Origin of the sequence: Shouchella hunanensis (genome assembly GCF_028735875.1) — a bacterium.
GTDB classification, from domain to species: Bacteria; Bacillota; Bacilli; order Bacillales; family Bacillaceae_D; genus Shouchella; species Shouchella hunanensis.
Map to the genome: position 1 here is coordinate 3,245,859 of NZ_CP117834.1, position 22,361 is coordinate 3,268,219.

General features: G+C 40.2%; 25 protein-coding genes. 17 read left to right on the forward strand and 8 right to left on the reverse strand.

Annotated elements, in window-relative coordinates; translation table 11 throughout:
* Positions 1-23 precede the first annotated feature (23 nt).
* Positions 24-692 carry a lysophospholipid acyltransferase family protein gene (locus PQ477_RS16775; protein WP_274272517.1) on the reverse strand — a complete coding sequence of 223 codons (669 nt, stop codon included), beginning with the start codon at positions 690-692 and terminating at the stop codon, positions 24-26.
* Entirely contained in the window at positions 689-1,459 is a 771-nt protein-coding gene (locus PQ477_RS16780) for a carotenoid biosynthesis protein (protein ID WP_144560450.1), read from the reverse strand. Before PQ477_RS16780 ends, PQ477_RS16775 begins: the two co-directional genes overlap by 4 nt.
* Before the next feature lie 228 nt (positions 1,460-1,687).
* Between PQ477_RS16780 and PQ477_RS16785 the strand changes: the two genes are divergently transcribed.
* The 3 genes from PQ477_RS16785 (at position 1,688) to PQ477_RS16795 (ending at position 4,178) form a co-directional block, all read left to right on the forward strand.
* Positions 1,688-2,179: a PTS sugar transporter subunit IIA gene (locus PQ477_RS16785; protein WP_035394097.1), complete on the forward strand. Its 492-nt coding sequence runs from the start codon at positions 1,688-1,690 to the stop codon at positions 2,177-2,179.
* A gap of 227 nt (positions 2,180-2,406) precedes the next feature.
* Positions 2,407-2,973 carry a DUF2179 domain-containing protein gene (locus PQ477_RS16790; RefSeq protein WP_035394095.1) on the forward strand — a complete coding sequence of 189 codons (567 nt, stop codon included), beginning with the start codon at positions 2,407-2,409 and terminating at the stop codon, positions 2,971-2,973.
* A gap of 83 nt (positions 2,974-3,056) precedes the next feature.
* Positions 3,057-4,178, forward strand: coding sequence for a 2,3-diketo-5-methylthiopentyl-1-phosphate enolase (locus PQ477_RS16795; protein ID WP_144558804.1), 1,122 nt, complete (start codon positions 3,057-3,059; stop codon positions 4,176-4,178).
* A 22-nt stretch (positions 4,179-4,200) separates the two neighbouring features.
* Here PQ477_RS16795 and PQ477_RS16800 read toward each other — a convergent pair whose 3' ends face one another.
* Entirely contained in the window at positions 4,201-5,034 is an 834-nt protein-coding gene (locus tag PQ477_RS16800; protein WP_035394093.1) for an undecaprenyl-diphosphate phosphatase, read from the reverse strand.
* Between the two features lie 86 nt (positions 5,035-5,120).
* On the opposite strand from PQ477_RS16800, the gene PQ477_RS16805 reads away from it, so the two are divergent.
* The gene (locus tag PQ477_RS16805) at positions 5,121-5,642 is read left to right on the forward strand and encodes a TlpA family protein disulfide reductase (RefSeq protein ID WP_274272518.1); all 522 of its coding nucleotides are present in this window, start codon (positions 5,121-5,123) and stop codon (positions 5,640-5,642) included.
* A 2-nt stretch (positions 5,643-5,644) separates the two neighbouring features.
* On the opposite strand, the gene mciZ is transcribed toward PQ477_RS16805, so the two are convergent.
* Positions 5,645-5,809, reverse strand: coding sequence for a Z-ring formation inhibitor MciZ (gene mciZ, locus PQ477_RS16810; protein ID WP_158331954.1), 165 nt, complete (start codon positions 5,807-5,809; stop codon positions 5,645-5,647).
* Between the two features lie 75 nt (positions 5,810-5,884).
* Between mciZ and PQ477_RS16815 the strand changes: the two genes are divergently transcribed.
* The 9 genes from PQ477_RS16815 (at position 5,885) to lhgO (ending at position 15,539) form a co-directional block, all read left to right on the forward strand.
* Positions 5,885-6,421 carry an NUDIX hydrolase gene (locus tag PQ477_RS16815; protein WP_274272519.1) on the forward strand — a complete coding sequence of 179 codons (537 nt, stop codon included), beginning with the start codon at positions 5,885-5,887 and terminating at the stop codon, positions 6,419-6,421.
* Positions 6,422-6,477: 56 nt separating this feature from the next.
* Positions 6,478-7,119, forward strand: coding sequence for a stage II sporulation protein M (spoIIM, locus tag PQ477_RS16820; RefSeq protein ID WP_035394087.1), 642 nt, complete (start codon positions 6,478-6,480; stop codon positions 7,117-7,119).
* A gap of 117 nt (positions 7,120-7,236) precedes the next feature.
* On the forward strand, positions 7,237-7,722 hold the full coding sequence (fur, locus tag PQ477_RS16825; RefSeq protein WP_035394086.1) for a ferric iron uptake transcriptional regulator: 486 nt from the start codon (positions 7,237-7,239) through the stop codon (positions 7,720-7,722).
* A gap of 195 nt (positions 7,723-7,917) precedes the next feature.
* Entirely contained in the window at positions 7,918-8,934 is a 1,017-nt protein-coding gene (locus tag PQ477_RS16830; protein WP_035394084.1) for a TAXI family TRAP transporter solute-binding subunit, read from the forward strand.
* Positions 8,931-10,895, forward strand: a complete 1,965-nt coding sequence (locus tag PQ477_RS16835) for a TRAP transporter permease (RefSeq protein WP_274272520.1) — start codon at positions 8,931-8,933, stop codon at positions 10,893-10,895. The genes PQ477_RS16830 and PQ477_RS16835 overlap by 4 nt, the downstream gene beginning before the upstream one ends.
* Before the next feature lie 17 nt (positions 10,896-10,912).
* Positions 10,913-11,617: a FadR/GntR family transcriptional regulator gene (locus PQ477_RS16840; RefSeq protein WP_274272521.1), complete on the forward strand. Its 705-nt coding sequence runs from the start codon at positions 10,913-10,915 to the stop codon at positions 11,615-11,617.
* A gap of 53 nt (positions 11,618-11,670) precedes the next feature.
* Positions 11,671-13,077 carry an FAD-binding oxidoreductase gene (locus PQ477_RS16845; protein WP_060705130.1) on the forward strand — a complete coding sequence of 469 codons (1,407 nt, stop codon included), beginning with the start codon at positions 11,671-11,673 and terminating at the stop codon, positions 13,075-13,077.
* Complete coding sequence (locus PQ477_RS16850) at positions 13,070-14,341, forward strand: (Fe-S)-binding protein (RefSeq protein ID WP_274272522.1); 1,272 nt, start codon at positions 13,070-13,072, stop codon at positions 14,339-14,341. Before PQ477_RS16845 ends, PQ477_RS16850 begins: the two co-directional genes overlap by 8 nt.
* A complete protein-coding gene (lhgO, locus tag PQ477_RS16855) occupies positions 14,334-15,539 on the forward strand; it encodes an L-2-hydroxyglutarate oxidase (protein ID WP_035394079.1) in 1,206 nt (401 codons plus the stop codon). Before PQ477_RS16850 ends, lhgO begins: the two co-directional genes overlap by 8 nt.
* A 91-nt stretch (positions 15,540-15,630) precedes the next feature.
* Here lhgO and PQ477_RS16860 read toward each other — a convergent pair whose 3' ends face one another.
* From PQ477_RS16860 to PQ477_RS16875, 4 genes are read right to left on the reverse strand one after another with little or no spacing between them, the layout of a single operon-like run.
* Entirely contained in the window at positions 15,631-16,104 is a 474-nt protein-coding gene (locus tag PQ477_RS16860) for a thioesterase family protein (protein ID WP_274272523.1), read from the reverse strand.
* Positions 16,073-17,059, reverse strand: coding sequence for a 3-hydroxyacyl-CoA dehydrogenase NAD-binding domain-containing protein (locus PQ477_RS16865; RefSeq protein ID WP_144558810.1), 987 nt, complete (start codon positions 17,057-17,059; stop codon positions 16,073-16,075). Before PQ477_RS16865 ends, PQ477_RS16860 begins: the two co-directional genes overlap by 32 nt.
* Before the next feature lie 16 nt (positions 17,060-17,075).
* Complete coding sequence (locus PQ477_RS16870) at positions 17,076-17,960, reverse strand: beta-keto acid cleavage family enzyme (RefSeq protein ID WP_144558811.1); 885 nt, start codon at positions 17,958-17,960, stop codon at positions 17,076-17,078.
* A complete protein-coding gene (locus PQ477_RS16875) occupies positions 17,950-18,456 on the reverse strand; it encodes a GbsR/MarR family transcriptional regulator (RefSeq protein ID WP_412766078.1) in 507 nt (168 codons plus the stop codon). The genes PQ477_RS16870 and PQ477_RS16875 overlap by 11 nt, the downstream gene beginning before the upstream one ends.
* 332 nt (positions 18,457-18,788) lie before the next feature.
* Between PQ477_RS16875 and PQ477_RS16880 the strand changes: the two genes are divergently transcribed.
* Genes PQ477_RS16880 through PQ477_RS16895 form a run of 4 tightly spaced genes read left to right on the forward strand, consistent with a single transcriptional unit; the run spans position 18,789 to position 22,217 of the window.
* Positions 18,789-19,955 (forward strand): betaine/proline/choline family ABC transporter ATP-binding protein, encoded by a 1,167-nt coding sequence (locus PQ477_RS16880; RefSeq protein WP_144558812.1) that lies wholly within the window; start codon positions 18,789-18,791, stop codon positions 19,953-19,955.
* A 20-nt stretch (positions 19,956-19,975) separates the two neighbouring features.
* Entirely contained in the window at positions 19,976-20,626 is a 651-nt protein-coding gene (locus PQ477_RS16885) for an ABC transporter permease (RefSeq protein ID WP_060705129.1), read from the forward strand.
* Between the two features lie 14 nt (positions 20,627-20,640).
* Complete coding sequence (locus PQ477_RS16890; protein ID WP_035394075.1) at positions 20,641-21,564, forward strand: osmoprotectant ABC transporter substrate-binding protein; 924 nt, start codon at positions 20,641-20,643, stop codon at positions 21,562-21,564.
* The gene (locus PQ477_RS16895; RefSeq protein WP_144558814.1) at positions 21,564-22,217 is read left to right on the forward strand and encodes an ABC transporter permease; all 654 of its coding nucleotides are present in this window, start codon (positions 21,564-21,566) and stop codon (positions 22,215-22,217) included. The genes PQ477_RS16890 and PQ477_RS16895 overlap by 1 nt, the downstream gene beginning before the upstream one ends.
* Positions 22,218-22,361: the final 144 nt, after the last annotated feature.

Below are 22,361 nucleotides of genomic sequence, written 5' to 3' on the forward strand. Positions count from 1 at the left end.
GTCGCCTCTTTGTTTAAACAATTTTAATGAAGCACTGTATAACGGGAGTAGTCGTTTTGAATAATGGTCTCCCGCTGTTTATCGAGTTGAGTAGTAAGTAGTTTTTCCACTTGTACCGTTTTCTCATGTTTTGAGCCGTGCAAGCTTGTTACGGGATGAGTAGAGCCGATATGAATGAACACGTTAGGCTTACGCTTGTCTGCAAAAACATACGATATGGTGACAGGTAGAATGGATGCTTGTGAAGGTGCGTGTTCACAAAGCCAACCAATTCCATTTGAAAAGTCTAACGGACGTTTTTCCAATGCTTGCTCTTCCCCTTGTGGGAAGAGCCAAACCGCATGACGATTTTGTAATTGCTCCTTTGCATAGTGAAGTGAAGCCATCATTTCTTTAGGTTTTGTAGGGTTTATTGAAAAAGCCCCAAAGTAACGAAAAAATGAGTATGTCTGTAGTCCTTTTTCTGACATCATCATATAGAGGGGTTGCTTGATATAGTTCTTTGTAAGAAGAAGTGCAATCATACCGTCCCACCAACTAGAGTGATTAGCAATAATCAAACTAGGCTGATTGGCAGAGATCTTCTTATCCACGCGCACATAGATGTTTGCGAAAGAGCGTTTTGCCAAAAACACTCGGACATAAAAACGAAAAAGGTCAAGTGCGACTGGTTTTCGCTTTGCTTTAATCATTGACTCCTCCTAAATCGTTTATAAACCCATAATAAAGCACTCATTAACACTAATGTGAGCAGAGGTGCAAATAGGATGTTGTTTATAAATGCAATTACGCTAAACATAGCAATCATTAAGCTATAAAGTAGAACCATCCGGGAGTGCCAATAAGGATGATAGCTCGTTGTGCGCTTTAAATACCGTACACCAAGCCATAACAATGCATGTAACGTTAAAGCGATAAAAAACCAACCGACAAAATTTGAGAAGGGAATACCGTAGTATAAACCATCTCCGTGCCAAACCCAATACTGCTTAACGTTTGCGGCAACAGGATCAAGGATTAAGTCCATAACAACCGCGGCAATTGCGCCAACAATAGCATAGACGACCCATTGAATAACAGGCTGCTTTATTGCAAGAACCATAGGCTTTACTAATGCATGTGTTGTTGCAATCACCATTAGCCAAGCGGTTCCTATGGTCAAAGGAATATCTGCTATGTATAATCCGAAATCAGGGTTATAAAAATAATGCCCGAAGAAAAGCCCGTATTGTACACCTAAATACTCAACTAGAATGGTAGAAAATAAAATGAAGAAGCTAAACAAAAGCCCAAAGGTTTTATATTCACGGTAGAAATAAAAACCTCCTAAAGCACCAGCTGCAATTAAAAAAACAGCATTTGCCCATTCTAACCACGATGGAAGCAAATCAAAACCAACTAATAGAACCCCGCAACTATACCAAAGAATAAAAAAACGAAAAATAATACGATCTACAATAGAAATCAACCTCCAAGTTCAATGATGCAATTGGTTTACCTTAGTTTATTCCCAGACCACTAGAATTACAAACGTGAAGCAACTGCTATCCTTGTCTATCTTATGAACGTGCTCATTTGTTTAATGTATTAAAAACCGGGAATAGTATAGATTGACACAACCGCTTAAATCAACGTAAAATACGATTTTATGAGGATATATGCCTCATTGATAAAGGGAGTGGAATCAATGTTAAAGAAATTATTTGGAAAAAAACACGCGGAGCCGGAAACACTTGTAGCCCCAATCAATGGAACTGCTGTTCCGATAGAGGAGGTTCCAGATCCAACGTTTGGTGAAAAAATGATTGGTGATGGTCTAGCCATTCAACCGACAGAAGGCAAAGTGGTTGCACCAATAGCTGGTAAAGTGGTACAAGTCTTCCCAACGAAGCATGCATTTGGAATTGAAACAGATAATGGAGCAGAATTGCTCGTTCACATCGGTCTTGAAACAGTTGCGATGAATGGAGAGGGTTTTACAGCTCATGTTCAAGAAGGCGATAAAGTAAAAGCTGGCGATGTTTTAATTGAATTCGACCTCGAACTTGTCAAAGAAAAAGCTTCAAATACCATTACGCCAATTGTTGTAACAAATCATGACCAATTTACGATTGAAAAAATCGCTGAAGGCAATGTCATTGCAAATGAAACGCCATTTTTAAAATTAACGAAGAAGTAGAAAGGTAAGAGATGGTGTTGCCGTCTCTTACACTTTTTTGTTTTGATCTTTATTTGAAAGTAAAATTGGATCACTTAATTGTACAAAAAGACGTTTTTCCAGCGTGTTGAAACAAAAAAGTTGTTCACGAAACTTTTTCTAGCGTAATGAGAATGAACCTGTTAAACTACGGAAAGATTCGGTTCATATCGAGTCCAATAGATACTGTTGTATTGGAGTGAAGTGCTTTGCTAGTAACGGCTTTAATAATCTTTTTTGCGCAATTGATCTATGTTCCAATTTTAACATTACGGACAATTATGATGGTCAAAGGATTAAAACACCGCGCTGCTGGAATGGGCATTTTGGAAGGTGCTATATATGTCGTTGCGATCGCTATCATCTTTAATGATTTATCAAATTATTGGAATATGGCTGCATATGCATTAGGCTTTGGTATTGGACTATTCTTAGGAGCTTTAATTGAAGAAAAATTAGCAATCGGCTATGTAAGTATAGAAGTGAATATCCCGGAAAAAAACCAACCTTTAATTGATCGTTTACGAGAACTTGGATTCAGTGTATCGAGTTCATACGTAGAAGGAATGAATTCGAATCGTTGTCAACTTGACTGCACAGCAAGAAGAGACCGTGAAAAGGAATTTATTGAAGTTGTGTCGTCTTATGAGCCTGCTGCATTTATTGTTTCGTTTGAACCACGTAATTTTAAAGGTGGCTATATTACGAAAGCAATGAAACGAAGAAGAGAACGCTATTTAAAACGGAAACAAAAAGCTGAGAATTCAGTTAATTAATCATGGTGAGCATTAAATCTTGACAGTTTGTCTGATTTTCTAGATGATTAGGCTAATCGTTTTGTTAGAGGGAGGATAAGGAATTGGCGCATATAGAGGCAATTTATTACGTTACGGAAGAAAAAGAGCATATTGAATTAAAAGCTGAAAGAATGGCAACTGGCTTAACTGCAAAACCTTGGCAGGAAATGCCTGAATCGGAAAAAGAGCAGAGTCTAGCGTATAAAGGAAAAGTGGTATCGATAAAAGAAGATGCGGCGTATGGTCCAGGTTACCTCGTTACCATATCGTTCCCGGTCGCGTATGAAGTTCCTGATTTCCCTTCCATATTGACGACAACGTACGGAAGGCTTTCATATGAACCAAATGTCAAGTTAATAGACCTCCAATTTTCAGACGATCTTGTGCGATTGTTCCCAGGACCTCGACTTGGAATAGAGGGCATAAGGGATCTAGTTGATGTACATAGTCGGCCATTAGCAATGAGTGTCGCTAAAGGAGCTATTGGTCGTTCAGTTGATTCGTTTCATGAGCAAGTACTTAGTCATTGTTACGGTGGAATTGACATCATTCAAGATGATGAGCGTCTGTTTGAACATGATTGGACACCACTTGAGCAGCGGGTACCGGTTGGGTTAGCGGCGATCGCTGAAGCAGCAGAAAAAACGGGTAGAACGCCTCTTTATGTGGTGAATGTGACAGGTAAGACGTTTGAACTTAAAGAGAGAGTGAAAGAAGCCATTGGACTTGGTGCACCGGCTATCTTACTAAACGTGTTTGCTTATGGCATTGATGTGCTCCAAGGGTTACGTGAAGATGAAGAAATTGACGTACCAATCTTTGCTCATTCCTCTTTGGCAGGAATGATGATTCGCTCTAAGCAACACGGAATCTCGTCACGACTGTTGTTAGGGAAACTAATGCGAATGGCTGGAGCAGATGCCGTCTTATTTCCATCGCCTTATGGACGTATGGGGATTAATCATGAAGAAGCACAGCACGTAAAAGAACAGTTAACACAAGAATTAACGATGAAACCAACGTTTCCGATTCCATCAGCTGGAATTGATTTTAATACGATTGAAGACGTTAAAAAAGATTTCGGGAAAGAAGTCATTATTAATTTAGGTGGTAGCGTTCATCGATATACAGGCGGTATAGAAGAAGGTGGAAAAGCTTTTATTCAAGCCATTGAATCAAATTAAAAAAGCGGCGTAAGCCGCTTTTTTATATGTCTGTTGTGCCTAATGAATCACGGAAAATAAACACAAGAATCGCTACGATAAAACAGTAGACAGCAAAATAGACAAGTTTACTTTTTCGAACTAAATTAATAAAAAAGACGATCCCAATCCAAGAAGCAACAAATGTAACTAGAAAAGAGAGTCCTAAAGCTGTCACAGTCGTCTGTTCCAATAATTCTCCAGATGTTAAATCACGAATGGCAAGAACCGATGAACCTAAAATAACAGGAATGGAAAGAAGAAATGAAAACCTTACTGCCGTTTCTTTTGACAGACCGGCAAACATTCCAACAATTAGTGTTGTACCTGAACGCGATAAGCCGGGAATTAAGGCGAGACACTGACCAAGACCAACAAAAATCGAATCCCAAATGGTCATTTCTTTCTCTGTCCGGTTTCCTAGTTTTACAAAACGTTCTATAATAATAAGAAATAGACCCGTAATAGCTAATGCAAGGGCAATAAAAATGGGTGCTCGGAAGGTTTCGCCTATGTAGTCTTCAAACAAAATACCGGCAACACCAGTAATACCTGTAGCGACGATAAGGTAAACCGCAAACATAAACATGGAGCGATTTTGGGGCGTCCGGTTTGTGAAAAATGCAAAGAATCCTCTAATAATTTCATAGATATCTTTGCGGTAATAAAGAATAACAGCTAATACAGAAGCTAAATGCAGTAAAATTTCAAAGCTGAGCCCTTCAAATGTCATGTTAAACATGGATTGAACGAGAATAAGATGAGCAGAGCTTGAAATCGGTAAAAATTCCGTTATCCCTTGTACCAGACCTAATATTATTGCCTCTAGTAAAGTCATTTCACGATTCCCTTCTAAATAAAGTAAGCTTGTGCAACACTTGCTTATTTTAGCAGACTTTCTAGAACTCGAAAAGAGGTGTTCGTATGAAACGTAAACGAATCATAACGCTTATGGTGGTAGTGCTTGCCATAGCTGCTACAGCGTTTGTTTTCATTGACCGCCATTCAACATCCGGGCCATTACAAAAAGGCGATCGAATGCCCAATATCAGCATGGAGCAATTTGATGAGGAGGTCGTCTCATTGGGAGACTTCCAGAATGATGTTATTGTCCTCAATGTATGGGCATCATGGTGTGAGCCTTGTGTAAGAGAAATGCCTGAATTAATGGCTATCGATGATACAAACGATACAGTTGACGTGGTAACGGTTAATATGCTCACGAAAGAGTATAGAGCATCTGATCCAGTCGACTTTATCGAAGAAATAGGGCTGACATTACCTGTTCTTTTTGATGAAGACGGTGCTTTTATACGTGAAGTGGAGCCTTCTCGTTTGCCCATGACCTACCTTTTAGATTCAAACCTTCATATTCAAGATGTTATAATAGGAGAAGTAACACAAGATTTGTTAATGGAGCGTATTGATACTGCGTTTGCAAACTAATGTTATTTAATTCGTTTGATGACTTTTCTTGTGTGACCATATCCGTGTTCAAGTTGAATCCATTCTTGCACAAATGTATAGTGTAATGCGGCTTTTTTTAGTTCCAATAAAACATCTGTTTTTGAACCAGCTAGATAGACTTGATTAGGTCGAATGTGTTTTTTCAAGACCGATCACCTCCCTATCATTTTAGGAAAACCATAATCTGCTTATACATAGGACATGTTAGGAGAATGCATTTCATGACAACTTTTTTTGAAAAGACGATAAAGAGTGAACCGATTTACAAAGGAAAAATAATTGATGTTTCGATTGCGACGATAGAGCATGAAAACGGGGACCAAGCGAAAAGGGAGCTAGTTAAACACCCTGGTGCTGTAGCGATTATAGCGGTTACAGATGAGAATAAACTTGTGCTCGTTGAACAGTATCGAAAGGCACTTGAGAAACCAATAATTGAAATACCTGCTGGAAAAATTGAAGTGGGGGAAGAGCCGATAAAAACAGCTTACCGTGAATTAAAAGAAGAAACGGGTTACAGCACATCGTCATTAACAGAAATTGCTTCATTTTATACGTCACCAGGTTTTGCAGACGAATTGGTCTATCTTTATGAAGCGTCAAGCTTGGAAGTAGGTGAACAGCAGCTCGATGAAGGAGAATATGTTCATGTTGTGACGAAATCATTAGCTGAATGCGAGGAATTAATAAGAGAGCAGCGAATTCACGATGCGAAAACGATGTATGCGATTCAATACTTAAAGTTAAAAGAAAAATAAACAATAGACATAGCCCTCTTTTCTTCTTCATATAGTGAAGAGAGGAGGGACAGGCTATGAAACGAATAGAATTGCTTGAGCAGTTGAAGAATCATATTAAACAAAGGAAATCGGTTTATTTATTTGTTAGTATTTTGTTTTTAATGGGGATTATCTTTGGAGCATTTCTTGTTAATAGCATTAGTCTAACTCAGCGGCATGATTTATTTTTGCATTTAAGCCAGTTTTTTCATGAGATGAATAACGGACATATTGAAGCAACTGCAAATGAATTGTTTATAAATAGTATTGTGCATTATAGTAAATACATTGGTCTTCTTTGGATATTGGGAATTTCAATGATTGGTTTGCCTATTATTTTTATTTTGTTATTCATGAAAGGAATTGTGATTGGATTTACTGTTGGATTTCTTGTTAATCAAATGGGGGCTCAAGGGTTTGTCATTGCGTTCGTTACGGTTTTTCCGCAAAATATTATTTTAATTCCTGTTTTCATTGCTGTTGGCTGTTTAAGCGTTCGTTTCTGTATTCGATTGTTTAAACATACGTTTATGAAAGGAATTCATGAACCGATTTTCCCTCATTTTCTCAGTTATACCGTGACGATTGTTTGCTTATTAGCAGTGACCTTTATTGCGGCACTGTTTGAATCGTATTTGGCGCCATCATTGTTAAAATGGACATTATCATTATTTTAGAATCAATCTAAAATAGTAATTAATATTCATTTTCAATTTATAATAATTATCAATTGACAACAGTTTTCTTCCATTTTATAATAAAGAAACTAGATCGCTTGGACGGAGGAGGCTGTTATGGAAAATCGATTAGAGCGAATTAAGAAGCAATTACATGCTCAAAGCTATAAACTAACGCCCCAGCGGGAAGCGACTGTGATGGTTTTATTGGAGCATGAAGAGGATCATTTGAGTGCTGAGGATGTTTATTTACTTGTAAAAGAAAAAGCACCTGAAATTGGTTTAGCTACCGTTTATCGTACATTAGAATTGTTAACTGAATTAAAAGTAGTTGATAAGATTAACTTTGGAGACGGTGTTTCACGCTTTGATTTACGAAAAGAAGGCGTCAACCACTCCCATCATCACCTTGTTTGCATAGAATGTGGTGCCGTTGATGAAATACAAGAAGACTTGTTAGGTGAAGTGGAGAAGATTGTAGAAAAAGATTTTCACTTTAAAGTAAAAGATCATCGTCTTACCTTTCATGGAATATGCCATCGATGTCATGGACAATCTGCTGTTAAAGAAGAAGCAGATCCATCTTTAGCAGGGAACGTATAACCGCATATATAAGCGGTTTTTCATTTTTATTCAATTGAGAATGATTATTTGTTATAAAAAATTAAAAGGCAGTGACCATCTATCAGTATGGTCGCTGTCTTTTTTTGGTAGTGAAAAAAGTGCTTGATTTTGTATTTTTATAAGTTGTATACTTGCCTTACAACTTTTTTAAGCGCTTTCATAAAGGGGAGATGTATGATGAACAAAAAAGGTCATTTTGGCATGGTACTTGCCACTACAGCGATTTTACTATCGGCCTGTGGAAACGAAGATAATCATTATTATTCAATTGCAACAGCGTCTACTGGTGGAACCTATTACCCAATCGGTGTGGGAATGGGAAATCTTTGGACAGAAGAGTTGATCGATCAGGGGATACGAGCAACAGGACAATCTTCAGCAGGATCGGTTGAAAACATTGATTTGCTGCGAAAAGAAGAAGCGCAATTTGGAATTTTACAAGGGCTTATTGCGGACCAAGCTTATCGAGGTACGGGTATTTATGAAGGAAGTGCTTATGAAGACTTGCGAACCGTGACGATGCTTTGGTCAAATGTGGAACACTTTGTTTTAATGAACAGCAAAATTGAAAGCGGTACCATTTCAGATGTTGAAGGAACCTCTTTCTCAATTGGTCCGCAAGCTAGTGGAACTGAGCAGTCAACGAGAGCATTAATTAATGGGATTGGTTTAAGTGTGGACGATGTATCACCAGATTATCTGGGCTACGATGATACGATATCATCCATGCGAGATGGACGTTTAGATGGTGGCTCTTTACCAGCAGGTGTGCCGGTAACTGCCATTACGGACATGTATGCTAGTGGTGTTCGTGCCACGGTTCTAGATGTGACGGATGAGCAATTGGATTCAATCAATGCACTGTATCCTGTTTTCTTTCGATATGAAATTGATGCAGGCACATATCCACGACAAGAGGAGCCGATCTATACAATCGCACAGTCAAATGTACTAGGAGTTGATAAGCAGCAAGATGCTGATCAAATCTACTTACTAACAAAAATTTTATTTGAAAATTTAGAGACCATGTATGAAGTACATAATTCGGCTCGTGAGATGACCCTTGAAACCGCACTAGTTGGTGTGTCGGTTCCGCTTCATCTTGGAGCTTATCACTATTTTGTTGAACAAGGAATTGACATTCCAGACGAATTGGTACCACCAGAGGCAGAGGAGGGCGAGCAAGGATGACGACGAAAGAAGATATGTTGGATGAAACAACAAGGGAGCAGGCTGGAATTGGTAGGCAATTAAGTGGTTGGCAATATCGTATGATGTCGGTAATCGCTATTTTTTTATCTGCATTTGCTATATATGTAAACAGCTTTATGAATATTCAAGAGATTTATCGAAATATTTTATTCTTACTATTACTCCTTATTCTCGCATTCTTGCTCTATCCTGCGACGAAAAAAAGTTCAAAAAAGCGATTCACATCTTTAGATCTACTGTTAGCAAGTTTAGGAATTATTGGAACTGGTTACTTATTGCTTTTTTATACGACCATTCATGTTGACCGGATGTCTCAAGCGGTGACGCTTGATTATGTATTTGCTATTTTAACCGTTCTATTATTATTGGAAGCAACTAGAAGAACTCTTGGTACGTTTATACCAATATTAGCATCAGTTGCAATCATTTATGCTATATTCGGACCCTATTTTCCAGGAATGTTTGGACATGCAGGATTTTCTTTTGAACGACTACTTTATCGCGTTTACATGACGACAGAAGGGGTTTTTGGCATTACATTGTCCATTGCCTCTACGTATATTGTTATTTTCATTTTGTTTGGTGCATTTTTAAGCGTTAGTGGCGCTTCAAAATTATTTAATGATTTAGCGATAGCGGTTGCTGGTCAACGAAGGGGTGGACCTGCGCAAGTGGCTGTTATTTCTAGTGCACTCACAGGCTCATTAAATGGTAGCGCTGTTGCCAACGTAGCCACAACTGGCGCATTTACGATCCCCCTTATGAAACAAGTTGGATTAAAGAAAAATTATGCTGCTGCGGTTGAAGCTACAGCATCGACAGGTGGTATGATGATGCCACCAATCATGGGAGCTGCCGCGTTTATCATGGCTGGATTTCTAGGCGTTCCTTATTCAACGATTGTCTTTGCAGCATTAATCCCAACATTTCTATACTTTGTCGCACTTGTCATTGCGATTGATTTAGAGGCAAAAAAACAAGGATTAAAAGGCATGAGTAAAGAATCGATTCCACAAGTATGGGATGTGTTAAAAGAGCGCGGATTGCTGTTACTACCAATTCTTGTTGTTATTGGAACGTTATTAGCTGGATATACACCATTGTTTGCAGGATTTTCTGGTATTGTTATTGTGATTGTCGCAAGCTGGCTTACAAAAAGTAAAGAAACACGAGTGACATTGAAAAAGGTTAAAACAGCCTTTGTTGATGGTGCAAAGAGTACCATCCAAGTTGGATTAGCTTGTGCGTCGATAGGAATTATTATTGCTGTCGTGACAATGACAGGTCTTGGATCGGCGATAGCGTATAACGTTTTAAATGCCGCTGATGGTGTCTTATGGATTGCACTCGTTCTTGTTATGGCTACATGTATCGTCTTGAGCATGGGACTGCCTTCGACGGCACTTTATATTGTTGTTGCTGTTACAGCTGCACCAGCATTAGTTGAAATTGGTGTGAATCCGATTGCTGCTCATTTCTTTGTATTCTGGTTTGGTGCTTTATCCAACATTACGCCACCAGTTGCACTTGCTTCCTATACGGCAGCTGGAATAGCAGGTGCTGATGCGATGAAGACGTCCTGGACATCTGTAAAATTAGCACTTCCAGGATTTATTATTCCATTTATGATTGCCTATAATCCGGCGATGGTTCTACAAGCGACTGAAGGAAGTTCATTATCAGTTGTTACCGTTATCGTGACGCTTGCAACGTCAGTAATTGGGGTGTTTGCAATTGCTGTTGCGTTGAGTGGATTCTTATCTGTGCCTTTACGTATCTATGAACGAATGATTTTCTTTGTGGGCTCTTTGCTATTAATTACACCAGGTATGACCTCCAATGCTATTGGTTTAGCGGTGCTATTAGCTGTAACTATTTGGCACATCATGCGTTCAAAAAAGGTTCAAGGAACGAATCAAGTAGTACCACCTATTTCATAGACAGAAAGGTGAGTTAAATGAGTGGACTTATTGATCGAAAAAAAGTGTCGCTGCAAGTTTTAGACTATTTAAAAGAAATGATTCAGCAGGAACCTTACGTAAATGGTGAGAAGCTTCCATCTGAAATGGAATTGGCAGAGCGGTTTCAAGTTAGTCGAGCGCCAATACGAGAGGCTTTAACGGTGTTAACGGCAATGGACGTTATTGAGTCAAAACAAGGTGGCGGCAGATGGGTTAAAGATCACACATTAATGTCAATGATGGAACACATAAAACTTGGAATGGTTTCCATTGATGAAGTGCACAGCTTACTTGAAATGCGTCATATTATTGAGACGGAAGCAGCTGCACTTGCCGCCATCCGAGCTACACCTGATGAGGTTCTCACCTTAGAGCGAGCACTAATCGCTTTCTCTGAAACGGTTATTTCAAAGGAGACGATCGGGAACGAAGCTGATTCTCATTTTCATTTCATTCTTGTAAAAGCAGCAAAAAACCCATTTTTAACGGCAACGTTAGAAAATATGAAAGAGCTTCTTGACCATGCCATTGAGTTCTCGCTACGGCTTAACATGGGGAAAGTAGAGAAACGAAGAAACGTGTATGAAGAACACAAAGCAATCTATGAAGCTATTGCGGCAAAAGATGCCCAAGCGGCTCGAGAAGCCATGAATACACACCTCGTCAATGTAAGAAAGAAATTAGGAGATCCACGTATTTAACAAGGGGGAGAGGAACCATGCCGATAAAGAAAGAAACACAGAAAAAAAAAGACATGCGTTTTCTGCAAGAACTTGAACAGCGAATATCCATTGATACAAAGCGAATCTTGACCTCACCAGCAGATTGTGCGAGTTATGGCTACGATGCTTCTTTTGGTGCCTATATTCCTGATCTCGTTATTCAACCACAGTCAAAAGAAGAAGTCGTAGAGATTATGAAGTTAGCAAACGAGCACCGGGTCCCTGTTTACCCACGAGGACAAGGAACAAGTTTAAGTGGCGGACCGCTACCAGTGCATGGTGGGATTGTGCTGGACTGTTCGCAATGGCGGGATAAACTTGTTATCGAGCCAGATGATATGATTGCAATTGTGTCACCAGGCGTGCTAACAGCTGCCATTAATGACAAAGCAAGCGAGTACGGATTTATGTATCCACCTGATCCAAGTAGTGCACATGTTTCAACGATTGGTGGTAACTTAGCAGAAAATGCCGGTGGTCCTAGAGGCTTAAAATATGGCGTGACAAAAGACTATGTGCTTGGTTTAGAAGTTGTAACACCAGAGGGAAAGGTTGTAAAAACTGGAGGGCGAACGGTGAAAAATGTGACGGGCTATGATGTAACCAAGTTAATTGTTGGTTCTGAGGGGACGCTAGCCATTATTACAGAAGCCACCTTGAAATTAGTACCGAAGCCAAAAGCGAGTAAGACATTGTTGGCACTATTTGAAGATATTGTCGATGCAGGAAAAGCCATCTCCGCTTTACTGAAAAATGGGATTGTCCCGGCGAAATTGGAATTAATGGATCAAGCGTCTATTGCTGCTGTAGAAGCATATGAATCAATTGGCTTACCAACTGACGTTGATGCGTTATTACTAATTGAATTAGACGGTCACCCTGCGGCGATAGAAGAGGAGATTTTAGAAGTAGAACAGTGGTGCTTAGAGATGAACGCTCGAGAAGTGACTGTAGCACAAACAAATGAAGCGGCGGCTGAACTATGGAAAGCAAGAAAGTTAGTTTCTCCTGCCATTGTAAGGCTAAAGCCAACGAAAATTTCTGAAGATGCGACAGTACCTCGAAGTAAAATACCAGACATGTTTGCTGCTTTGAAAGAAATTAGAGAGACGTATCAGATTGATTTAGTTGTGTTTGGCCATGCTGGAGACGGGAATTTACATCCAAACATTATTGCAGATGTTCGAGATCAAGAAGAAATGAAACGGGTGGAACAAGCAGTTGCTGCAATCTTTGAAGCTGCTGTGAATCTTGGGGGGACGCTTTCAGGAGAGCATGGCATTGGCACAATGAAAGCACCGTTTATGGAGATGGAAGTAGGGAAAGATGGACTCGATTTAATGAAGCGAATTAAACAAAGCTGGGATCCAAATAACATCTTAAATCCTGGAAAGATCTTTCCTGAGAAAGATCAAAAGTTGGTGTTATCAAATGGCTAAGCTTGCTTATGAGGAAACCTTTGATTGTGTACAATGCGGCTATTGTTTGCCAGCTTGTCCGACGTATCAGACGATGGAAAAAGAAACACACTCTCCTCGTGGTCGCATCAATCTCGTGAAAATGGCAGCAGAAGGAAAGATTAGTACTGATGAGCTAAAAGAGCCGATTGATCTTTGCTTAGGCTGTCGCGCCTGTGAGACCGCTTGTCCAACTAATGTACAATACGGTCGTATTCTTGAATCGGCTAAAGAAGTATTAGCCGAATCTTATCCATCATCTCTTACCCAAAGAATGGTGGAAAAGACGGTCTTTAAAGGCTTGCTGCCATCAACTCAAATGCTACGTGTGATCGAGTTTGGCTTACAAGCCTATCAAAAGTCGGGTGTGCAAACATTAGTACAAAAAAGTGGAATCTTACCGAAGTTACTACCACAGGGAATGGCTGAATTTGAAGCAATGATGCCTACCATTAAAAGACGTAAGCAGAAGAAACCGTTAACTGCTCCATCGACTAGCTATAGAGTAGCTTATTTTACAGGCTGTTTAATGGATACGATGTTTGGCAGCATTAACGAGCAAGCCATTGCTTTACTAGAACGAGTCGGTTGTGACGTTCACGTGATTCCTAGTCAAAGCTGTTGTGGTGCTTTACAGCACCATGCTGGGGACATTGGAACAGCCAAAATGTTAGCAAAAAAGAACATCGCCGCGTTTGAAGAAGAGCACTATGATTATATCGTTTCCAGTATTGGCGGATGTGGTGCAATGCTCATGGAGTATGGCGAATTGCTGCGACACGAGAGCGACTGGCATAAACGAGCGGAGCAATTTGCACGTAAACATGTTGACGTTTCCATTATATTAGAGAAAAATGGCCTACCTTTTAGTGGGGAAATGAACAAAACAGCGGTTTATCAGCCTTCTTGTCATATGACTCATGTTCAAAAAAACACCGCTGCGCCACTAGCGCTCATCCAATCGATTCCAGGGTTAACTTACGTGGAAGTAGATAAGCAAGAGATGTGCTGTGGTTCTGCAGGCATATACAATTTGCTTCATTATGAAGAAGCAACGGCTATCGTAGATAAGAAAATGCCTCATGTTCAAAAGGCCAAGCCTGATTTACTCATTACAACCAATCCAGGTTGTCATTTACAAATGAAGATTGGTGTTCAACGGGCCGGTTTAGCTGAAAAAATTGAAGTGAAGCATCTAGTCGAAGTCTTGGCAGAGGTAACGGAAGGGGTAAGGAAAGATGTTTGATTACAGTATTATTGGTGGCGGAATTGTAGGTCTCTCTGTCGCCTATGCACTACAACAAAAACAACCCGAAGCGCGCATTCAAATTATTGAAAAAGAAAGCGAAGTAGCTTGTCATCAAACAGGGAACAATAGTGGCGTTATTCACTCGGGTATTTATTACAAACCAGGTAGTTTTAAAGCGCGTTTTGCAAAAGCAGGCAGCGAATCGATGCGTAAGTTTTGTTTAGAGCATGATCTAGCGATTGATATTTGTGGAAAAGTTATTGTTGCAACGGAAGAAAAAGAACTTGAACATCTTCATGCACTTTATCAAAGAGGGCTTGACAATGGTCTCCATGTTCAACTGTTAACAAAAGAAGAGTTAGTTGATATTGAACCTCATGTAAACGGCATAGCAGGAATTCGCGTACCGACTGCCGGCATCGTTAATTACAAACAAGTGTCAGAAACGTTAGCGACACTGTTTATACGAGCAGGGGGTACACTAACCCTTGCTGAAGAGGTTCGATCCATCAAGGAGCATCACGATCAAGTGATTGTTCAAACAGATCAGAAAACGTACTATACTCAATACGTCATTAATTGTGCAGGGCTGCATAGTGATCGAATTGCCAATTTAGCTGGCTACCATTTAGACATGAAAATCATTCCGTTTCGTGGAGAATATTATAAATTAAAGCCAGAAAAACGGTATTTAGTGAACCATTTGATTTACCCAGTGCCTGATCCAAACTTTCCTTTTTTAGGCGTACATTTCACTCGTATGATAAATGGAGAAGTAGATGCAGGACCCAATGCTGTCCTATCATTTAAGCGAGAAGGTTATAAGAAAACCGATTTAAATGTAAAAGATTTAGCAGAGACATTAGGTTATAGAGGGTTCTGGAAAATAGCGAGTAAATACATGCAAAAAGGGATGGAAGAAATGCGTCGTTCCTATAGTAAGAAATTATTTGTAGCAAGCCTCCAAAAACTCATTCCGGCTGTGAAAGAAGACGACTTGATACCAGCTTCTAGTGGAGTACGTGCTCAAGGGTTAACGGTAAATGGAGAACTTGTGGATGATTTTCATATTGTTACAGGGAAGAGGAGTTTACACGTCTGTAATGCGCCTTCTCCAGCAGCGACTGCTGCACTAGAAATTGGGAAAGAAGTGAGCAAACGAATGGAGCGACTGGCACAAGTAAAAGTTCTTTAGGGTGCACGAGTAGAAGAGTGGAGGAGATAATGACGAAAAAGCCTACTAAATAGGCTTTTTCGCTGTGCACATTCTTGAAGAAAATCAGTTGTTACTTTTTCCTGCGAATGCCTATGAGGGTATTGGCGCCTTTTGGCCATTGGTCGAATGAAGCGTGTGGCATGTCGGCTAGCTTTTCTTCAACAATAGGCGGAAAGGGTGCTGGACGCCGCGTCTCATTGTCCATGCCCATGATCATTTGTTCACTTGTTGCAAGAAGCTGATTAGAATCATCCTTTAATTCAACCCAGAGATGGACACGCTTCACATCACGATCAAGAATGAGGATGGATGCTTTAAGAGGTGCCCCCTTATGAGCTTCTGCCAAGTATTTAATGTGATTTTCCAATGTGAAAATGGTGTATTGATGTTGTTGACGTCCTTTATCACCTAGTTCAATGTGTTCCATAAATGCTTCTACCGCACTACTAAAAACACGTGCATATTCCGCATCATTCATATGGCCGTTATAATCTACCCACTCAGGCAACACGCTACCTGTCCACAGTGTCAATGTTTCGTTCATAAGCAAGTACCCTTTCTGACGGCCAAAAGCCTTCTTCTTCTAGTAAGTCCATTAGTTTAATTAAAAATCGATCTCGACGATGTTCCATATCTGCAATGGGAATTTCTCCACACTGAGCCGATGTACCATCAATGACTTTTTTCTTTAAATCTTCTGTTAGCTCTGGCGCGATCAGACGAGTCCATGGCAACTTAAGCGCTGGGCCAAACTGTTCTAGCATATGTTTCATACCTTCATTTCCACCAGCAAGGTGCAATGTGAGGAACGGTCCCATTAATGCCCAACGTAAACCAGGACCATACACAATCGCTTTATCAACTTCTTCTGTCGTGGCAACACCGTCGTTCACAATATGCAGCGCCTCTCTCCATAAGGCTTCCATTAAACGATCACCGATATGTCCATCAATTTCTCCTGACATGACAAGCGGCTTCATGTTTAATTGATCATATATCTGTTGTGCTTTATTGATTGTTTCCGTTGCTGTTTGTTTTCCTCCGGCAATTTCTACAAGCGGAATGAGGTAAACAGGATTAAAAGGGTGAGCCACAATAACCCTTTCAGGATGCTTAACGCATGCCTCCTGCAAAACAGACGGCATGTAACCAGATGTAGAGGAAGCAATAATGGCATCCGGCTTCGCATAATGATCAATGGACGCAAGCACTTGTTTTTTTAACTTTTCACGTTCTGGTACGTTTTCTTGAATCAAATCTGCATGGGCCACGGCATCTTCTAGAGTTTGCACAAATGTTAGGTTGTCTTTAGCGGCGTTTTCATCTATACCATACTGGATTAATGTTGACCAACTATCATCCAGCATTCGTCTTGTATTTGCTTCGGCTTCTGGAGCTGGGTCATAAGCGAGCACACGGTGTCCGTTCGCGATAAACCGAGCAATCCATCCATTACCAATGACACCTGTACCAATAACAGCCATCGTTCGTTGTGACATTTGAATCAAACCTCCTTTAGTTTACTCGTTTCGTTAATCCTAAATAGTTTCGAGCTTCATCTGGTGTTGCAGGTTCTAAGTTTTCTTTCTGAAGCGCATGAACGGCTTTATCGACGAGTTGTTCATTTGTACCAAGTACACCTTTTTCTAAATAAAGGTTATCTTCTAAACCGACTCGAACATTGCCACCTAATTTGGCTGCTTCTATTAAAATTGGAAGCTGTTTTCGACCGATTCCGAAAGCAGACCATGTAGCGCCTTCCACAATTCGACCGCGCATATACTCAATTGTTTCTCGATCTGCATCTGCCCCCCAAGGAATGCCAAGGCAAAATTGATACATTGGTGTTCCTTCAATGTAACCGTCTGCGATTAATTGATTGGCTAGACGAATATGACCTGTATCAAACACTTCTAACTCTGGCTTTACACCACTCGCTTTAATCAGTAAGGCATGTTCACGTAGCCAAGATTCAGGGCCAAGATAGACTTGATCACCAAAGTTTAAACTACCACAGTCTAAGGTACATAATTCTGGAAGTAATTCGCCAACCGGTTCATGTCGTTCGAGAGGGGTTTGAATGTCTGTGCCTGGCCCTCCGCGAGTTGGATCCTCTAAATTAGGGACAAAATCACCGCCACCACCGGCAGTAATATTAATAATGACATCGGTATCAGCCTCTCTTATTCGTTGCACGGTTTCGCGGAAAAGAGCAACATCGTGGCTAAGCTTTCCTGTTTTAGGGTCACGAACATGAATATGAGCAATGGCAGCACCTGCTTTTGCAGATTCAATCGCAGATGCCGCGATTTCTTTCGGTGTAATCGGAACATGAGTGCTTTTTTTCGTTGTATCGCCAGCGCCTGTTAATGCTGCAGTAATAATACGTTTAGTTGTCATCGTTTTTCGCCTCCTTGGAGTGTGGGTGAATCGGTACATATTGGAAAATTTCACCAGTTTCAAAACAGTCAACAAGACGGTCAATCCAATTATAATAATTCGTCCAGTCATCTAGTTCTTTTTCCATCATTTGATGCTTTTTAAGGATATCGGCTGAAGCGTGCTGTTCTATGTCTTCTTCGATCGTACTTAATTTGTCCCGCAAGCGCCGTTCAAGCGCCATATTTCGTGTAATAACTTCTTTCCAACTAGTGGTGAAAAGAGAGATAAATGTTTGTACATAATCACTTTCCACATTGTAATACTCTTTACGGCTTCCTTTTACAAATTCCTTTTCAGCAATGTTTAATGAGATCATTTGACGCATCACTTGACTCATTCTGGTTTTGCTCATCCCTGTTTTTGCAGCTAATTCATCAAGCGTCATTGCCTGCCGATTCATGTAAATAATGCCGAGTAATCGACCAACGGTAGATGAAACGCCAAAGGTTTCCATGTTATTGGCAACACGATCAGAAATTAAATCTTCACACGCTTGCAGTTCATTAAGAAGCTCTTGATCTTTAGACTCTGACACAGCCTAACCTCCCTCTATCAAATCAGATACAACTGTACCATAGACAAACAAAAAGTTAAAAAGACAAGCAATGGAGCATTCGGGAGAAAAAACGAGTTATTGTAAGATAGACCACAGCGTAAACTTTGTACAATTTAAATTGCACAAAGTTTACGCTGTTTTTCTCTATTATGGGATTTTATTTTTCAATTGTACCTTGCCTATAATTTAGAAGCGCGCAAGTAGAGCGGAAATAGATGGAGGTATGGAACGTGTTAGAATTCAAAAACGTTGTTAAGAAATATAGCGATAATGGGAAACCTGCTGTAAAAAACATGAATTTAAAAGTAGAAAAAGGCGAGTTTGTTGTATTTATTGGGCCGAGTGGGTGCGGTAAAACCACGACAATGAAAATGATTAATCGGCTACAAGAGCCATCTGAAGGCAAGATCTTTTTAAATGGAAAGAATGTGCTAGATCAAGATCCGGTAAATCTGCGTCGTTCAATTGGATATGTCATTCAACAGATTGGTCTCATTCCTCATATGACAGTAGGCGAGAATATTTCCCTAGTTGGTTCTCTATTAAAATGGGATAAAAAACGTCAACAAGAGCGAGCAGAAGAGCTAATTAAAATCGTTGACTTGCCAGAAAGCTTTTTGCAGCGCTATCCCCATGAGCTTAGTGGAGGACAGCAGCAGCGAATTGGTGTTTTACGAGCGTTAGCTGTGGATCCTCCGCTCATTTTGATGGACGAGCCATTTGGCGCACTTGATCCTATTACAAGAGATGCACTACAAGATGAATTTAAAAAGCTACAGAAAGAAATGGATAAAACGATCGTTTTTGTTACCCACGATATGGACGAAGCGATTAAGCTCGCTGACAAAATTGTGATAATGAATCAAGGAGAAATTGTTCAAGTTGGAACACCGGACGACATTTTAAGAAATCCAGTGAATCAATTTGTTGAAGACTTTATTGGTAAAGATCGTTTACTACAGAGTCGACCCGATGTAACTAGAGTAGAACAAATTATTAATGAACATCCAGTTACGGTAACAGAAGATACAACACTGAAGGATGCCATTCAAAAAATGCGTGAGTCACGAGTTGATTCGGTATTAGTTGTTGACGGTTCCTACCGTTTAAAAGGCTATGTGGATATTGAGATGATTGACGCGAGCTTTAGAAAGAAAACATACGTATCAGAGGCAATGGAAAGTGACATCTATTCGGTGATGAAAGGTAGCTTACTGCGTGACACGATGCGGAGAATGCTACGCCGCGGGAGCAAATATGTACCGGTAGTAGCAGAAGACCAGACTTTAGTTGGCATTGTTACACGCGCTACACTAGCAGATATGGTCTATGACACGATTTGGGGTGAAGGTTCGAATTTAGACACATCACCAGATCACACTGAAACCGTACTTTAAGGGAGGCAGAAAAGAACATGATTGACGCAATCACATCCACCCTGTCTTCTTACGGTTGGGAATTACTTGAGAAAACAGGTGAACATCTTTATATTTCATTTTTCGCGATTCTATTAGGCGTTATGGCTGCAGTGCCAGCTGGAGTTTTGTTAACGCGAGTTCCTAAGGTAGCAGATCGAATCATTTCGTTTGTCGGGATTTTACAGACGATTCCTAGTTTGGCTATTTTAGCTTTCCTCATGCCTTTTCTTGGCGTCGGAACAGCACCTGCTATTGTCGCTTTATTTATATACTCTGTTTTGCCAATCTTACGGAATACGTATACTGGCGTGAAAGAGGTTGATTCAAAGCTAGTAGAGGCTGGAAGAGGGATGGGAATGAACAACTTGGAGCTAATACGGAAAATTGAACTTCCAATTGCTCTACCTGTCATTATGTCTGGAATCCGTTTTGCAACAGTTTATTTAATTGGTTGGGCAACGTTAGCGGCCTTTATTGGTGGTGGCGGATTAGGTGATTTAATTTTTGACGGCTTAAACCTTTACAAACCTGAACTTATTATTTTAGGAACGGTTCCTGCAACGATTTTAGCATTGCTTGCCAGCTGGGGACTGTCAGCTTTAGAAAAGAAATTAACACCAAAAGCATATCGAGAAAAAGAAACTGCTTGAAAGGAGAACGCAAGATGAAGAAGCATAGAATCTCTCTGTTCCTTGCCTCATTGCTTGTCTTTTCAGGTTGTTCCTTACCAGGATTAAGTGGACCTTCTGAAAATACGATACGCATTGGAACAATAAACACAGTGGAATCAGAAATATGGGGGCATGTTGTCTCACAGATGATTGAGCACTACACCGATTTAGAAACAGAATTGATTACAAACTTAGGATCATCCATTGTGCAACACCAAGCAATGCTACAAGAGGAAGTGGATATTACGGCAACACGCTATACAGGGACAGATATAGCTGGTGCGCTTAACATGCCAGATATTACAGATCCGGATGAAGCAATGGAAATTGTCCAAAGAGAATTCCAGGAACAATTTAACCAAACGTGGGGCGACTCCTATGGTTTTGAAAATAGCTATACTATTTCCATAACTGGTGATTTTGCAGAAGAGCATGGCATTGAGCATGTAGAAGATTTACGACCATTTGCAGCGGAAATGAATTTCGGTGTTGACAACTCATGGGTGAATCGTCAAGGAGATGGCTACCAAGCTTTTACCGAAACTCATTTTGAATTTGGGAATGTGTATCCAATGTCAGTAGGGCTCGTTTATGATGCAGCTGCATCAGGGAACATGGATGCCGTCCTTGCGTATTCTTCTGATGGACGAATTGCGGCTTACGATTTGGTGGTATTAGAAGATGATTTTTTCCCACCGTATGATGCATCCCCTGTTATTCGTAATGAAGTCATAGAGGAACATCCTGAATTAATGGCGATCTTGGACAAGTTAGCAAACATTGTGACAACGGAAGATATGCAGGAAATGAACTATTTAGCTGATGTTGAACTAATAGGCCCTGCAACGATTGCGAAGGATTTATTAGAGGAAAACAATTATTACGAAGACAAAGTGGTTGAAGAGGAGGGGGCGTAATGGCGTTTATTGATCAATTGGTTACGTATATTTCTCAAAATGGCTTTTATATTTGGGAGGAATTTTATCGTCACTTCTTAATGGCTGCTTATGGCGTTTTGTTTGCTGCGATAGTAGCAATACCAATCGGCATTCTGATTGCGAAGTATGGAAGGATTAGCGGCTGGGTGCTTTCGTTTGGTAGTATTATTCAAACGATACCAGTACTAGGCTTTATGGCTATTACAATGGTGGTCATGGGTCTTGGAACAACGACAGTGATTACAACCGTATTCTTTTATTCGTTGTTACCTATTATCCAAAATACGTATGTCGGGATTAGAGGGGTAGACAAAAGTGTTATTGAAGCCGCTTATGCATCTGGAATGACCAAATTTCAATTACTAGGAAAAGTGGAATTTCCTCTTGCTATCAGTGTCATTATGGCTGGAATTCGAACCGCACTTGTAATTGGCATTGGCATTGTAGCAGTCGGAACATTCGTAGGTGCAGGGGGGCTTGGAGCTATTATTGTTCGTGGAACAAATGCTACTGATGGAACAGCTATTATTCTTGCAGGCGCCATCCCGACAGCTGTAATGGCGATATTGGCCGACATTGTTTTAGGTTCAATTGAGCGACGCTTAAATCCTGCAAATCGATCATCCACATAACAAAAAAGAGAACGACCCAATTAGCGGGTGGTTCTCTTTTTCTCGTTAGATAGAAATAGGAATTTGGAAGGATATTCAAAAATATATTGATAATGAGAATCATTTTCATTATAATAGAGCTATATAGATCGCGCGAACAACCAT

Bases quoted from the DNA above. Each gene is read 5' to 3' on its own strand.
- PQ477_RS16775 (WP_274272517.1), bottom strand. From the start codon at position 692: ATGATTAAAGCAAAGCGAAAACCAGTCGCACTTGACCTTTTTCGTTTT.
- PQ477_RS16785 (WP_035394097.1), top strand. From the start codon at position 1,688: ATGTTAAAGAAATTATTTGGAAAAAAACACGCGGAGCCGGAAACACTT.
- PQ477_RS16800 (WP_035394093.1), bottom strand. From the start codon at position 5,034: ATGACTTTACTAGAGGCAATAATATTAGGTCTGGTACAAGGGATAACG.
- PQ477_RS16805 (WP_274272518.1), top strand. From the start codon at position 5,121: ATGAAACGTAAACGAATCATAACGCTTATGGTGGTAGTGCTTGCCATA.
- PQ477_RS16815 (WP_274272519.1), top strand. From the start codon at position 5,885: ATGACAACTTTTTTTGAAAAGACGATAAAGAGTGAACCGATTTACAAA.
- spoIIM (WP_035394087.1), top strand. From the start codon at position 6,478: ATGAAACGAATAGAATTGCTTGAGCAGTTGAAGAATCATATTAAACAA.
- fur (WP_035394086.1), top strand. From the start codon at position 7,237: ATGGAAAATCGATTAGAGCGAATTAAGAAGCAATTACATGCTCAAAGC.
- PQ477_RS16830 (WP_035394084.1), top strand. From the start codon at position 7,918: ATGATGAACAAAAAAGGTCATTTTGGCATGGTACTTGCCACTACAGCG.
- PQ477_RS16835 (WP_274272520.1), top strand. From the start codon at position 8,931: ATGACGACGAAAGAAGATATGTTGGATGAAACAACAAGGGAGCAGGCT.
- PQ477_RS16840 (WP_274272521.1), top strand. From the start codon at position 10,913: ATGAGTGGACTTATTGATCGAAAAAAAGTGTCGCTGCAAGTTTTAGAC.
- PQ477_RS16845 (WP_060705130.1), top strand. From the start codon at position 11,671: ATGCGTTTTCTGCAAGAACTTGAACAGCGAATATCCATTGATACAAAG.
- PQ477_RS16850 (WP_274272522.1), top strand. From the start codon at position 13,070: ATGGCTAAGCTTGCTTATGAGGAAACCTTTGATTGTGTACAATGCGGC.
- lhgO (WP_035394079.1), top strand. From the start codon at position 14,334: ATGTTTGATTACAGTATTATTGGTGGCGGAATTGTAGGTCTCTCTGTC.
- PQ477_RS16860 (WP_274272523.1), bottom strand. From the start codon at position 16,104: ATGAACGAAACATTGACACTGTGGACAGGTAGCGTGTTGCCTGAGTGG.
- PQ477_RS16865 (WP_144558810.1), bottom strand. From the start codon at position 17,059: ATGTCACAACGAACGATGGCTGTTATTGGTACAGGTGTCATTGGTAAT.
- PQ477_RS16870 (WP_144558811.1), bottom strand. From the start codon at position 17,960: ATGACAACTAAACGTATTATTACTGCAGCATTAACAGGCGCTGGCGAT.
- PQ477_RS16875 (WP_412766078.1), bottom strand. From the start codon at position 18,456: ATGGAAACCTTTGGCGTTTCATCTACCGTTGGTCGATTACTCGGCATT.
- PQ477_RS16890 (WP_035394075.1), top strand. From the start codon at position 20,641: ATGAAGAAGCATAGAATCTCTCTGTTCCTTGCCTCATTGCTTGTCTTT.
- PQ477_RS16895 (WP_144558814.1), top strand. From the start codon at position 21,564: ATGGCGTTTATTGATCAATTGGTTACGTATATTTCTCAAAATGGCTTT.